This window comes from Hymenobacter sp. (assembly GCF_031398885.1).
Lineage (GTDB): Bacteria > Bacteroidota > Bacteroidia > Cytophagales > Hymenobacteraceae > Hymenobacter.
The window spans coordinates 1-14,042 of record NZ_JANNOD010000041.1; the positions used below are offsets into that span (position 1 = coordinate 1).

At 63.4% G+C, this 14,042-nt stretch carries 8 protein-coding genes; 4 read left to right on the forward strand and 4 right to left on the reverse strand.

Translation table 11 applies throughout. The features are described 5' to 3' along the window. Positions 1 to 43: 43 nt before the first annotated feature. Positions 44 to 1,786, reverse strand: a complete 1,743-nt coding sequence (locus RMO51_RS07195; RefSeq protein ID WP_310393345.1) for a M3 family oligoendopeptidase — start codon at positions 1,784 to 1,786, stop codon at positions 44 to 46. A gap of 229 nt (positions 1,787 to 2,015) precedes the next feature. Next, positions 2,016 to 3,119: a ferredoxin--NADP reductase gene (locus tag RMO51_RS07200; protein WP_310393346.1), complete on the reverse strand. Its 1,104-nt coding sequence runs from the start codon at positions 3,117 to 3,119 to the stop codon at positions 2,016 to 2,018. Positions 3,120 to 3,327: 208 nt separating this feature from the next. Here RMO51_RS07200 and RMO51_RS07205 point away from each other — a divergent pair, with 208 nt between their 5' ends. Further along, complete coding sequence (locus RMO51_RS07205; protein ID WP_310393348.1) at positions 3,328 to 4,017, forward strand: peptidoglycan DD-metalloendopeptidase family protein; 690 nt, start codon at positions 3,328 to 3,330, stop codon at positions 4,015 to 4,017. Positions 4,018 to 4,422: 405 nt separating this feature from the next. Here the strand turns inward: RMO51_RS07205 and RMO51_RS07210 are convergent, their stop codons facing one another. Beyond that, positions 4,423 to 5,646 (reverse strand): FtsX-like permease family protein, encoded by a 1,224-nt coding sequence (locus RMO51_RS07210; RefSeq protein WP_310393350.1) that lies wholly within the window; start codon positions 5,644 to 5,646, stop codon positions 4,423 to 4,425. A 105-nt stretch (positions 5,647 to 5,751) separates the two neighbouring features. Between RMO51_RS07210 and RMO51_RS07215 the strand changes: the two genes are divergently transcribed. The 3 genes from RMO51_RS07215 (at position 5,752) to RMO51_RS07225 (ending at position 8,673) form a co-directional block, all read left to right on the forward strand. Continuing rightward, entirely contained in the window at positions 5,752 to 7,005 is a 1,254-nt protein-coding gene (locus tag RMO51_RS07215) for a DUF1343 domain-containing protein (protein WP_310393352.1), read from the forward strand. A gap of 104 nt (positions 7,006 to 7,109) precedes the next feature. Next, positions 7,110 to 8,045: a methionyl-tRNA formyltransferase gene (gene fmt / locus RMO51_RS07220; protein ID WP_310393354.1), complete on the forward strand. Its 936-nt coding sequence runs from the start codon at positions 7,110 to 7,112 to the stop codon at positions 8,043 to 8,045. Between the two features lie 139 nt (positions 8,046 to 8,184). Then, positions 8,185 to 8,673 carry a dihydrofolate reductase gene (locus RMO51_RS07225; RefSeq protein WP_310393356.1) on the forward strand — a complete coding sequence of 163 codons (489 nt, stop codon included), beginning with the start codon at positions 8,185 to 8,187 and terminating at the stop codon, positions 8,671 to 8,673. Between the two features lie 87 nt (positions 8,674 to 8,760). Here the strand turns inward: RMO51_RS07225 and RMO51_RS07230 are convergent, their stop codons facing one another. Further along, complete coding sequence (locus tag RMO51_RS07230; protein ID WP_310393358.1) at positions 8,761 to 13,980, reverse strand: C25 family cysteine peptidase; 5,220 nt, start codon at positions 13,978 to 13,980, stop codon at positions 8,761 to 8,763. Positions 13,981 to 14,042: the final 62 nt, after the last annotated feature.

Sequence of the window (14,042 nt, forward strand, 5' to 3'; positions counted from 1 at the left end):
ATGCCCAGGCCCCCCCGTTTGGTTGGCACTGCTGCCACGTAACCTACAGCGCCGCCATTTCCTCCCGCACGAAGTCGGCCAGGGTGCGCAGGTACTCGGTGCTGAAGTCGAAGCGGATGCCGGCGGCGGCGTAAATCTGGCCGATGGGCGCGGTGTAGCCCAGGGCCAGCGCGCGCTTGTAGGCGGCCAAGCCCTCGGCCGGGTTCTGGCGGTAGTTGCGCCACACGGCAATGGCGCCGAGCTGGGCCATGGCGTACTCGATGTAGTAGAATGGCACTTCGTAGAGGTGCAACTGCTTCTGCCAGAGGTAGGGCTTGAAGGCTTCCAGGCCCTGCCAGTCCACGGTGCGCTGGTTGAACTCGTCGAAAATTTCCGTCCAGCACCGGTGGCGCTCGGCCTCGGTGTGGGCGGGGTGCTCGTACACCCAGTGCTGAAACTTGTCGATGGTGGCCACCCACGGGAAGGTTTCGAGCACGCTCTCCAGGTGGGTTTTCTTGGCCCGGCGCAGGTCCTCGGCGTCGGGGAAAAACACGTGCCACTGGTCCATGCTCATCAGCTCCATGCTCATCGAAGCCAGCTCGGCCACTTCCGACGGCGGGTGCTTGTCGGCGCCCAGCGGCAGGCCGCGGGTGAGGAAGGAGTGCACCGCGTGGCCGCCCTCGTGCAGCATGGTCACCACGTCGCGCAGGCTGCTGGTGGCGTTCATGAAGATGAAGGGCACGCCCGTTTCGTCCAGCGGGTAGTTGTAGCCGCCGGGGGCCTTGCCCTTGCGGCTTTCCAGGTCGAGGTGACCCATCTGGCGCATGGTGCGCAGGCAGTCGCCGAGGTAAGAATCCAGGTTTTGAAAGACGGTGATGGTGCGGTCCACCAGCTCTTCGCCGGTGCCGAAGGGACGCAGCGGGGGCTGGCCGCTGGGGTCCACGTCGAGGTCCCAGGGGCGCAGGGCGGGCAGGCTCAGGTCCTGGCGGCGCTCCAGGTCGAAGCCGTCGATGAGCGGCACCACCGTCTCGCGGATGGCCCGGTGGAAGTCGAAGCAGTCCTGGGGCGTATAGTCGAACCGGCCCAGGGCGGCAAACATGTAGTCGCGAAAGTTGGCGAAGCCCGCGTTCAGCGCCACCTGGTGGCGCAGGCCGACCAGCTCGGTAAAGAGCTTATCCAGCGGGCCGGCGTCCTGCACGCGGCGCTGCTGAATGGCGCGCCAGGCCGTTTCGCGCACCGTGCGGTCGGGGTTTTTGAGGCGGTCGGCGGCCTGGGGCAGGGTTAGCTCCTGGCCGTCGAGGGTCACGTTCATGGCGCCCACCGTGGCCGCGTACTGCTGCTGCTTGGTGCTGATGTCGGTTTTGAGCGGGATGTTTTCGACCCGGTAAATTTCCAGCGCCCGGCGCATCGAGCGCAGAAACACGCCGTAGCGGCCCTCGTCGAGCCCGCCCAGGTGGGGCGAGGCCAGCATCTTTTCGTTCAGGGCGTGGTCGTAGGGCGCCACCAGGGGCTCCACTTCGTTCACGAAGTACTGGAAAGCCTCGGACCGGGTGGGGTCCTGGGTGTCGCAGGTCATGCGGATGTAGCGCCAGGCCAAGTCTTCGCTGAGCACGGCTTCGAGCTCCGAGCGGTCGAGCAGCCAGCGTTCCAGCTCGGCGGCGGTGTGCACGGCCCGGTCCTGCAGCTCTTGGAAGAAGGGCTCGATGGCCGCCCAGTCGGTCACCAGGAAGTCTTCGGGTAGATAGTGGCGCGGCGGCCGACTCGTGTCGGTGGCCGATTCGGCGGTAGGTTCGGCAAGAAGCATCATAGTTACAAGTATACTCGAACGCAGCCGGACAGCGGTTGCTTACGTCGTAGTCTCTGCTTTACGAGACAAATACGACGCCGGGCTGAAAATTATTTCGCGGGGGTTTGGTTCAAAAAGAGCGTCCGGTCGAGCTTGCCGGCACCGCCTGCCCGCGGCAGTGCCTCACTCATTCAACGGTTTACGCGCGCGGTGCCGGCGAGCTCGGCCCGACGGCCAACTGCCGCAATTCCTACCCAATCTCAATCACCACGTCGTCGGTCATCGGGTGGCCCACGCAGGTGAGCACGTAGCCCTGCTTCATCTCGGAGTCGGACAGGCCCTCGCGCTCGTCGAGGTGCACTTTGCCGCTCAGGCACTTGCCGCGGCAGGCGGTGCACAGGCCCGCCTGGCAGGAGTACGGCAGGTCGATGTCCTGGTCGAGGGCGGTTTCGAGAATGGTCTTGCCTTTGGGCACTTCAATCAGGTACTCGCTGCCCTCGTACTGAATGGTGACGGTGCGGGTGGCTTTGACGTCGTCGCCGGCGCTGGCCGACACGTCGCCGTGGCCGTTGGGCTCGGCGGCGGTGGCCTCCAGAACGTCGGCGCTGGCCACGAAGCTTTCGCGGCGGATGCGGGCCTCGGGCACGTTGAGCAGGTCGAGGGCGGCGCGGGCTTCGGCCATCAGGCCCTCGGGGCCGCAGAGGAAATACTCGGCCTGCTCGGCCGGAAACTGGTGGCGCTGCTCCAGAATGCGCAGCAGCATGGTGCGGTTCAGGCGGCCGGTGTGGCGGTGGGCCCCGCCGGGCTGCCGGGGCTGGCTGTACACGTGCTCCACCTGCACGCGCCCGCCGGTGCTGGCTTCGAGAGCGGCGAGCTGCTGCTGAAAAATCACCGACTCCTCGTTGCGGTTGCCGTAAATGAGCAGCACGTGGCTGTTGGGCTCGGTGTGCACCACGGCTTTGAGGATGGACATGAGCGGGGTGATGCCCGAGCCGGCCCCGATGAGCACCAGCGAGCGGGCCGCCTTGGGGCTGGGGCTGAGGGTGAAATTGCCCAGCGGCTCCATGACTTCGAGCTGCTGCCCGACCTGCACCGTGTCTAGCAAGTAGTTGCTCACCAGCCCGCCCGTCACGCGCTTCACCGTCACCGACAGGCGCGGGGCCTCGTGCGGGGTGCTGCTCAGCGAGTAGGCGCGGCGCTCCTTCCGGCCGCCGGGGCCGCAGGGCAGGATGAGCGTCAGAAACTGCCCGGGCCGGCTGGGGATGGGCGCCCGGTCGGGCCGTTCGAGGTGAATGGTCACGGAATCGGCGGTTTCCTGGGTTAGCGCAACAACGGTCAAGGTTTGGTAACTCATGCGGGAAAATGGGGGGATGTGGGAAGCTTACGAAATGAGAGGCGGGCGCGGGCCCCGGGGCCGCGGTTTCGCGGGCAAAGGTAACTTGCCGCCCCGGCTGCTTTTTGCGGATGGGGCCGCTTGCAGGGGCCCGTCGCCCGGCTTTGGCCCTCCCTAAACAGCAACCGGGAAAATCAGTTATCCCGCTTTCACCCCATCCCCGGCTTTTTTGTCCCTCCCCGCCCTGCTCCTGCGCCACCAGGCCGAATTCGGCCCCGTGCTCCCCGTCGACCTCAGCGGCCCGGCCGTCGCCCGCCTCGATTTCACGGCCAATAATCCGCTGGTAGCCGCCGCCGACCTGCGCGACACGGCCGCGTTCGAGCGCCTGGTCCACGCCCTGCTGGCCGCGCAGCACGCCACCGTCGGCGTGGGCGGCTACCTCGAAAACCGCGTCATCTACCGCCGCAGCCCGCACTTCGGGCCCGGCGCCGCCCCGCAGGCCCGCTCCCTGCACCTGGGCGTCGACGTGTGGCTGCCCGCCGGCGCGCCGGTGCTGGCCCCCCTGCCCGCCACTATTCATAGCCTGGCCGACAATGCCAATTTCGGCGACTACGGCCCCACCGTCATCCTTCAGCACGCGCTGGAAGACACCACCTTCTACAGCCTCTACGGCCACCTCAGCCGCCGCGAGTGGCAGCACCTGCGCCCCGGCCAGCGCCTCGAAAAAGGCGCGGCCTTCGCCACCGTCGGCCCCTACCCCGAAAACGGCGACTGGCCCCCGCACCTCCACTTTCAGCTCATCGCCGACCTGGGCAGCTACGCGGGCGACTTCCCCGGCGTGGCCCCGCCCGCCGAGCGCGCCGCCTGGGCCGCCCGCTGCCCCGACCCCAACCTCGTGCTGCAAAGCTCCTGGCTGTAAGCCCGCCTTCTCCAAAAAGTACCAAATAAGCCCACCCGGCGCGGCCCGTTTGCGGGCCTTTGCGCCCCTTACGTGCCTTCTCCACCATCCGCGAGGCCCCTCGGGCACTCCCACGCCCCCGTGCCGCCCCCTCGAACCATCCCTTTGTTCTCCATCTGCCTTCTTGTCTACCCAACAGCGGTTTTTGGGACCGCCAAGGCCGTTCTTCCCCGCTCCAACCCGGTTCCTACCCCCTCCACTCCCGCTTCACGCCCCTCCAGTTTCCTTCCTCGGCACTCCAATTCCGTTCCTCGGTGCTCAAATTCGCTTTCTTGGCGCTCCAATTTCGTTCCTCGGCAGTACCCGAAACATCTTATTTTGGGCATCACACCCGGGCGCGGCTCCGGTTGCAAACTCGCTGCGCTGCTAGTCGAACTTGATGGCCACCACCGGCTTAATCCGCGCAATCAGGTACGTGGGCACCAGCACCGCCAGCAGCGAGGCCGCGAAGGTGGCCACGTTGAGCAGAATCAACATGCGCGGGTCCCAGGAAATCGGCACCCGGTCCATGTAGTAGTTTTCGGGGTCGAGGGGAATGACGTGGAAGTAGTACTGCACGGCGCAGAAGCCCACAGCAATGGCGTTGCCGATGAGCATGCCCCGCACCGTGAGCGAGAGCCCGCGAAAGAAAAACATCCGGCGAATCTGGTTGTCGGTGGCGCCCAGGGCCTTGAGGATGCCAATCATGTTGGTGCGCTCCAGAATCATGATGAAGATGGTGGCCACCATGTTGAAGGTGGCCACGAAAATTATCAGCACCAGAAAGATGATGACGTTGCGGTTCAGCAGTTGCAGCCAGTCGAACAACTGGGCGTACTGGTCCGTGATTTTGTCGATTTTCAGGTCGTAGGGCAGCCGCTCGTAGAAGTTGTCGGCCGTTTTGTCCAGGGTGTTGAAGTTGTTGAGCACCACTTCCATGCCGCCCACCAGCGAGTCGGGCCAGGCGGGCGAGTTCAGCTCCCGAATCTGGCGGATGTCGCCGATGACGTACACCTCGTCGAACTCATCCAGCCCGGTCGAATAAATGCCGCTGACCCGGAACTGGCGGATGCGCGGCGGGTTCTGGATGAAGTAGAACAGGGCCTTGTCGCCCACGTTGAGCCGCAGCTTGTCGGCCACCTTGCGCGAGAGCAGCACGTCGTCGCCGGCCACCGAATCGGGGAAGCTCGGAAACGCGCCGGCCACCAGGTTTTCCCGCATCGGCGAGCGGCCGTCGCCCTCCGCAATGCCCTTGAGCACCACGCCCAGCACCTCGTCGGTGGTTTTGATAATGGCCGTTTTCACCGCGTAGGGCTGCGTCGACTTCACCTCCGGGAACTGGTGCAGCTCACTCACCAGCCGCGGCCCGGCAATGGGGGCCACTTCGAGGGAGTTGTTGGTGTCGTAGCGCGAGATTTGCAGGTGCGCGCCGAACGAAAAAATCTTGTTCTGAATCTCGTTGCGAAACCCCTGGAGGATGGCAAACGACACCACCATCACCGCCAAGCCCATGGCAATGCTGATGATGGCTATTTTTGTGACCGACGACGTGAAGGAACCGGAATCGGCTCCGCCGTCAATCTTCTGCGAAATGTAGCGGGCGACGTTCATTATTCGACCGTAAAGCTACGTTTTTGCACGGGTACCGGCCGCGGCCCCGCCGCTGGCTTTTGTTGGGGCGCCGGGCGGCTCCTTTTTTAGCTTTTTTCTCCCCGCATGGTTGGCCTTCCCCTGAAATACTCCCTTTCCCTGCTGCTGGCCCTGCCGGCGTGCGGCCCCGCCCGGCCCCCGGCCGCCGTTGCGGCCCCGCCCGCCGCCGTTGCCTCTGCGCCACAAGTCATCGTGCCCGCCCCGCCGCCCCCGGCCGGGCGCATCGTCGTTGGGGCCGAGCGGTTGGACGTATACCTGCCGCAGCTCAAAGGCCAGCGCGTCGGCTTGGTGGTGAACCAGACTTCCCGGGTGGGCCCGGCCTATCTGGTCGATACCCTGCGGGCACGGGGCGTGAACGTGACGGCCATCTTCGCCCCCGAGCACGGCTTCCGCGGCGAAGAGGCCGACGGCGCCACCATCAAGGACGGGCGCGACGCCCGCAGCGGCGTGCCCGTGCGCTCGGTGTACGGCAAAACCAAAAAGCCCACCCCCGCCATGCTGGCCGACGTGGACGTGCTCGTCTTCGACATTCAGGATGTGGGCGCGCGCTTCTACACCTTCATCAGCACGCTGCACTACGTGCTGGAGGCCGCCGCCGAGCTCGATAAGCCCGTGCTGGTGCTCGACCGTCCCAACCCTAACGGCGACCTGGTCGACGGCCCCATCCTGGAGCCTGCCCACCAATCCTTCGTCGGCCTCGATCCGCTGCCCATTGCCCACGGCCTGACGGTGGGCGAGCTGGCCACGATGCTGAACGGCGAGGGCTGGCTGGCCGGCGGCAAAAAGTGCCGCCTCACGGTGGTGCCGGTGGCCGCCGGCTATACCCACGCCACGGCCTACCCCCTGCCCGTGCGCCCCTCCCCCAACCTGCCCACCGCCCAGTCGGTGCGGCTGTACCCCAGCATCTGCTTATTTGAGGGCACCAACGTAAGCGTAGGCCGCGGCACGGCCAGCCCGTTCGAGGTCATCGGCAGCCCCGCGCAGCCAGCCACGCGGCCGTACTCGTTCACGCCCCGGCCCAACGCCGGCTCGCCCAGCCCGCCGCTCAACGGCCAGCCCTGCCACGGCCTGAACCTGGCCACTGCCCCCACCCGCGAATCAGGCGGCCTGGTCCTGCGCTACCTGCTCGATTTCTACCAGCAGAGCACCGACAAGCCGCATTTCTTCGGCAAGTACTTCGAGCAGCTCGCGGGCACGACGGCCCTGCGCGAACAAGTCATTGCGGGCAAGTCCGAAGCCGAAATTCGCGCTTCCTGGGCACCGGGGCTGGCCAAATTCAAAACATTGCGCCGCAAGTACCTGCTGTATCCCGAAAAGTAGGGTGCGGGGCTTGCCCCCGCCCGTCGTTGAACAAAGCCAGGCGATGATGTTCAACGACGGGCGGGGGCAAGCCCCGCACCCTACCGCAAACCTCCCCCACTAAAATGCTGAACCTCGTTTTCATGGGCACGCCCGACTTTGCCGTGCCCACCCTGGAAAGCCTGCTGGCCTGGCCCGGCGGCCGGGTAGTGGCCGTCGTCACGGCGCCTGACCGGCCCGCCGGGCGCGGGCGCCAGCTGCAAGCCTCGGCGGTGAAGGCGGCGGCCGAGGCCCACGGCGTGCCCGTGCTGCAACCCACCAACCTGAAGTCGCCCGAGTTTCAGGCCGAGCTGCGCGCCTACGCCGCCGACTTGCAGGTGGTGGTGGCCTTCCGCATGTTGCCCGAGGCGGTCTGGAACATGCCCCGGCTGGGCTCCATCAACATCCACGCCTCGCTGTTGCCGCAATACCGCGGCGCGGCCCCCATCAACTGGGCCCTGATGCACGGCGACCGCGAAACGGGCGTGACCTCCTTTTTCCTGCGGCACGAAATCGACACCGGCGACCTGATTTTGCAGGAACGGGTGCCCATCGCGCCCGACGACGATTTCGGCAGCCTCTACGACAAATTGAAAGTGACGGGCGCGGCCCTGGCCCGGCGCTCGGTCGAAGCCATTGCCGCCGGCACCGCGCCCAGTGCCCCGCAGGCGCCGCGCGACGACCTGCGCCCCGCCCCCAAAATCCAGAAGGAAACCGGCCGGCTCGATTTCAGCCGCCCCGCCGCCGAGCTGGCGAACTGGGTGCGCGGCCTCTCTCCCACTCCCGCCGCCTTCGCCCCGCTGCCCGACGGCCGCATCCTCAAGATTTTCCGGGCCCAAGCCGTAGCTTCCGACCCGATAACGGCGCCCCTCGCCGCGCCCGGTACCTGGGCTTCGGACGGCCGGCACTACCTGCGCGTGGCTGCCGCCGACGGTTGGCTCGACGTGCTGGATGTGCAACTGGAAGGCAAAAAGCGGCTGCCGGTAAAGGAGCTGCTGCTCGGTTTTAAGCTGCAAGCCTGAGTGTACCACCAAGCTGTGCTGCCACCGAAGGGGTCAAGCCAGGAATCTTCCGGCGTCGAAACTCTTCGTCAAACCAAGCGCAGCTTAGCGGTGCCGGCCCGCTTTGCGCATTGTTAACTGCTCACTGTTAATTGAAAATATGGTTTCCTTCGTTGTGGCCGTTGCCGAAAATGGCGTGATTGGGTACAAGGGCGAACTGCCCTGGGGCAGCCTGCCCGCTGATTTGCAGCATTTCAAGCGCCTTACCCTGGGCCACCCCGTGGTGATGGGCCGCCGCACCTACGACAGCCTGGGCCGGGCCCTGCCCAAACGCCCCAACATCGTGGTGACGCGCCAGGCCGGCTGGGCCGCCCCCGGCTGCGAAACCACCGGCTCGGTGCTGGCCGCGCTGGCCCGCGCCCACGAGCTAGACGAGCACGTGTGCGTCATCGGCGGCGGCGAAATCTACCGCGAAGCCCTGCCCGCCGCCGACGTCATTTACCTCACCGAAGTGCACGCCAGCTTTGAGGGCGACGCGTTTTTCCCGGACCTCAGCCCCACCGACTGGCGCGAGGAAACCCGTGAGCGGCACGAGCCCGACGAGCGGCACGCCTACGCTTTCAGCTTCGTAACGCTGCGGCGGCGATAAAGGCAATGGCTGAAGGGGGAATGAAATGCCCGCGCTAGTGGCAGGCCACCCACGCGGGCATTTCATTCCCTCATTCTCCTATTCTCTCTAGCGCATCAGCACCAGCTTGCCCCAATCGTTCTTGAAGGCCGTGTCGCCGGCCGTCGCTCGGCGGCCGAACTGGGCGCTGGGGTCGTCGAGCGACACGCGGTAGAGGTAGGTGCCGTTGGCCAGTCGGTCGCCATAAGTATCGGTACCGTCCCAGGCAAAATCGGTGATGTTGTTGCCGATGTGCAGCGGCCCGAGTTCGTTCATAAAAATCTCGCGCACCACCCGGCCGGTGAGGCTCATTATCTGGATTTTCATGTTGCGCGGCAGTTCCTGGCCCGTCACCGTGAACACAAAGCGCGCCTTGCTTATCACCGGGTTGGGGTACGGGTAGAGGTTGGTGATTTTGGAAGCACTCACTACCTCAAACTTCACTTGAAAGTCCTGCGAGCCGGCGCTGGCGTTGCTGGGGTCCCGGCCCTGCACCCGCAGCGTGTAGTTGCCATCTTTAAGCGGCGTGCTCAGACCGGGCCGATACTCCAGCTTGGCCACGCTGCCCTTGCTCGCGTCGACGCTGAAATTGACCTCGGGCCCGTTCAGGTTCACCAAGGTGGGCGCCGGCTCACCCGGCCGGGTCAGCGAAACGGTGAACACCGTGCGGTCGGTAATGGGCCGCAGCTTGTCCTCGTCGTTGAGTTGAATGTTGATAATGGGCACGGGCGACACAATGTCGCCATTCAGGATGTGGCGGCCGTCGAAGGCCACGTCCAGCGTCGGCGGCACGTTGTTGTCAATCACCGTGAACGGCGCCAAGGTTAGCTCGTTGTTGAACAGGTTTACCTCAGGCAAGGGACTCGGCAAGGGGTTCACGGTGACCTTGGTGGTAAAGGCACCGAACACCCCCACCATCGGAATGCTGACGGGAATGGTAAGGGTAGAGTCGCCCTTCAACTGGCGGGAAGCGGTAACAAAGAAGGACTTGTTGAGGGCGAATGGGGCCACAGCGTCGCGCAATTCTACTTTGGCGCGCAACGGTGTGCCAAAATCAAACGGCGTTACGTTTTCGAATTTTACAGGAAAATTGATGGTTCCGGAGCCAGTGGCCTGCGCCACAAGCTGCGGGGGGTCGTATGCTGAGGCCGGCACTAGGTCCCGACGAACCACCCCCTCGGGCACCCCCCGATAGGTGACGTACCATTCCCGCAACTGCGGTGCGGTGCGGCGTAAGGAGTCGGCCATGGTCAGTTCCAATTGCAAATACGGATACTGACGCGCCGATACGGTGGCCAGCGAAAACCCGCTACGGCCGGAGGTCGGGGGAATTCCGGCGTACAGCACCGTATTGTTACTGAGTGTATCGATACCAATAACTTTGAGCGTGAAGCGGCTGGTGGCGCCTGGCTCCCGCTGAATCCAGTGGTAGAGACTTTCCCAGTTCTGGGCCGGACCAATGCGCATAGAGGTAATAGTACCCCGCGAACTGGGCGTGCGCAGGGTGTCGCTCAGAACGATGGTTTGGGCGTGGCGAGGCGTAGCAGGCGCAGTAATCACGGGGCCGACTTCCTGAATGAGGCGGCCACCGCTGGACCGTTTCTGGGCCACCAACGCAAATGGGTCGCCGTTCTGCAGTTGGTTGACCAACTGTGACCCAAGCAAGGTGTTGAATGCCGTGCGAACGTTGGTCAGGCTAGGCCAGCGTAGGCGATTCATGCTCACAAGGGCCACGTAGTCGCCTTCGGGCACAGCGGCCAAGAACGCAGCCAATTGGGCTTGGCGGGCAGTGCTGTTGTTCAGGTTATTAAGAGTGTCAGTCGCAGTGGCTGGGTTTGCCCCGAAAATGTAAAATTGTTGTGGCGACAGGCCGCACAGCGCCGGGGCAGGCAGGCCCTTTTTAGGTTGAAGGGTGTATTGGTCGTACACAGCCACCAGCAAATTGGGCGTGTTGACGGCGCAGTCTGCCACCGTCGGCGGCACGGCGGCATTGGTTGTGATGCCGAAACCGACCCCCCCTCCAAATGTGGGCGTCGCGGCTGGCACGCCGCCGCCGCGGGTGCGCAGCAGTAGGGGCTGGTTCTCAGTGCTAAAATTCCACCGGCCGGTGGGCGCTGCCACTTCTACCCCCGCGCGCTGGTCGCGTCGAAACTGGGCGTAATGGCTCTGCGACCACCCCCCCGCAGTACGGCCCGGGATTATCCGCAACGAACTCACTACCCAGTTCGCGTCTTCGTCGGGGCTTAGCTGGGTTTGAAAGCGTACCCGCCAGTACCACACCGTGCTGTCGCGGCCGCTGCTGGGGAGCGTGGGTTGCCAGCCAGCGGTAAGCGTAGCCGTCACCGGGCCGGAAATTTGTTTCAGCCGACTGGTGAAAGCAGCAGTGGTATCGGCCTCAAACTCAAACACGCGCTGCGGCCCATTGGGGTCGTTGGTTTGAGCTACCAAGCGGGGGCGGTTGGTGCCAACAATGGCAAACTCGGTCGGGTTGAGCACCGTCAGCCCGCCGCGCAGAAAGGTGAAGCTCGTTTGCGCCGTGTTGTTGGTTTCGTTGCTTTCGTCCACCTTGTTACGGTAGTCTAGCTCCACCCGAAAAGTGTTGTTGCCAAACACGTTTGCGCCGGCGGGGTTGGGCAGTTCTATGGCGTACGTGGCATTGCCCTGGGGCCCTTGTAGGCGCTGATAAGTAGTAACGCTATTCGGGGGAGTGGGCGGAAAATTAGAATCGAATATTCGCGTGACCCTGATGTCGACGGTGTCTCTCGTAAGTTTGCCCGGGTTGGTCACTCCAATGTTCAGCAGAAAACTACCAGATGAAGCTTTTACTGCGGATTGCCCCACCGCAGGGCTGATGGACAGCGTCGCATTACTGACCTGAAAATCAGGTTTCGGGGGCGCATACAGTGAAATGGTAGGGTCGCCGTGCCAAGTGGTGCACAGCAGTTGTTCGGATGCGATATTGTCGTTGTTGAGGTAATAGAATGGATTGTTTTCGTTATTTTGCCCGGAAGGCGCGCGCTGCAGGCGGCGTACGGTTTCATTGTAGACGGCCGTGATAGGCCGGCCATACCAGCGGGGGTCATTGAAAAGCAGTTTGAAGAGGGAGTCCTGCGCCGGGTGAAGCGCGTACTCGTAACCAAACCCGGTCTGTCCCATGCAGCCGATGGCGCCTTTGCCGGGGGCGAACAGCCAATTTTCAAAAAACAAATTTGTTCCGGATGTGAACAGCGATGCCGCCGCGCAATTATTGAACATCAGCACGGGGTACTTGCCTGGGTTGTTGTAGCCAAGGCTCGGGTCGTTCACATTGCCAATGTCCAGGGAGAAGTTTGTGGGAGTGCCGTGGCCAAAAAAGGTGATGAGCGAAAGACCGGGGTTGAGGTACTGGGCAATGTTTACGCTCACTGGCAGCCCTTCCGTTGACCGCTCCAGCGTAGCGACCACCTTGCCGCCGAATAGCGGCTGTTCTACCCGCTGTTTGTATTTGTTTAAATACTCCCGGAAATCGACATATTCAGTGTTTTTTTCGCCGCCTACCAAGTGCAGCACGTTTTTGCGCCAGGGCACAACTTGGTCGTTGCGGAGGAGGTCGTGCTCACGCAGCTTGGCCAGGTAAACCAAAATCTGAGCGGGCGTGGTGACCGTTAGCCGTCCGGTGTTCAGCCGCGCCCTGAAGTCGTCGTTGGCAAAGTCAGCGGTGAGCATGTTGTCCGATACCGCGCGGGTGCTGGTCGGCACTAGGTCGAGAAGTAAATTACCCGTGCGGTAACGCCCGCCCACTTCGCTGGGTACGATGCCCTTACCGAGCAGCAACAGGAAACGATTGGTGGCGGTGGGCGTGGCATTAGCCAGCCACCGGCTGAAGTGCCGCATGGCCAACCAGGACCGGTCACCGTAAAAAAACTGGTCGTACAGTTGCCCGACGGTTACCAGCAGTGTATCGTGGCGACCGCCGGCAGTTGAGGCCCGGTAGCTGGCATACTCCTTAGGGGCGTTGGCAATGCCCGTGGCCAAGTCCCGCTGCATAAGCAGCGGATTCGTGATGATGACAAACGTGGGGACGGCCGGGTTGATAGCGCGGAAATAGACGCGCTTGGCCCGCATCGGCGGCACGACCGTGTGAGACTCATCGGCCAAAAGCAGCCGATGGGTAGCGCTGGCATTAGCGTCGGGAAATACGAACCGCCGGCGGGTGTTGGTGCTCCCTGCGGTGCCCACAACGCGTTGCACATTGTACAAGTCCTGCACATCAAATCCAACGGCCGTGGCCGGAATCGAATCTGCTTCAAATTCGTATGTGGCTGGGCCGGCTAGCAGCGAATCATTTTGAAAAGCCACGCTACGGCGGTTGGCAAACCACCGGCTGAGTTGAGGAGCAACCACCCGGAAATAGCAGGAATAAAAATTATCCCCGGCCACGGCAGAAGCGTCTCGCCGGGTCTGGATGGTTACTTTGCCCGCGCTGCTCACGTCCGAGCGCAAAAATTGAAATGTTTGGCGCATCCGGCGCCGGCCTGTCCACCGCATCACTCCCAAGCTGCGGGCGGGCCCAGTAGGGGGCACCACCAAAACTTCCGTGGCGTGCGCGCCAAAACTAACCCCAAACATCAGCACCTCCAACTCCGGCGGCGGCCCAGTCAGCGCCACGTTGCGTATCACCGAATCGCAAGGTACGCTGCGGGTTCCATCTTCAAAATAGCCCTCTCCTGATTCCAACCACGGCAAGTAATTGTACTGCGAGACAGGGATATCAACGTACACGCTGACTTTAAGATTTAACTGACTCGTGAGCCGGTGCGGATGGGGAGTGCCCGCCGCCGCAGTGGGCTGGCTCATGGCGCGGCCGGGCCGTCCAGCACTCCAGGTAATAAAATAACTGGCCGTATCCGTGTCAAAGCTGTAGTACGGATGTGGCTGGTCAACCGCCCGCTTGTAAAGCTCCGCATCTAGCTGCCCATCGTTGTGCACGGCGTAAAACTCCAGAAACGTGGTCGGATCCAAGACGGCCGCATTACCACCGATGTAGCGGGCCATTTCGCGTCCGCGCCGCCACACCTGAAGCTCATTGGGAACGACGCCCGTGATGCCTGCCTGAGTTAAATATTGATAATCCAGCTTGTACAGCCCGTCTTTTAAAATTTTAACCTTATAGTACTGCTGGCCGGGCACAATCCACTCGTTGCCCACCGGGCCCGACTGCGCCCACGTTGCGGAGCCGTTCAATAGCAGGCCCAACAACACCAGCAACCGCACCCCCCGCCGCAATGTCTGCGTGTAGTTTTTATTCATAATTGGTAGAAATTCTCTCTTGCTTTCCGGCCACGGAGCCTCCTCCTGGGCCACTGACATTC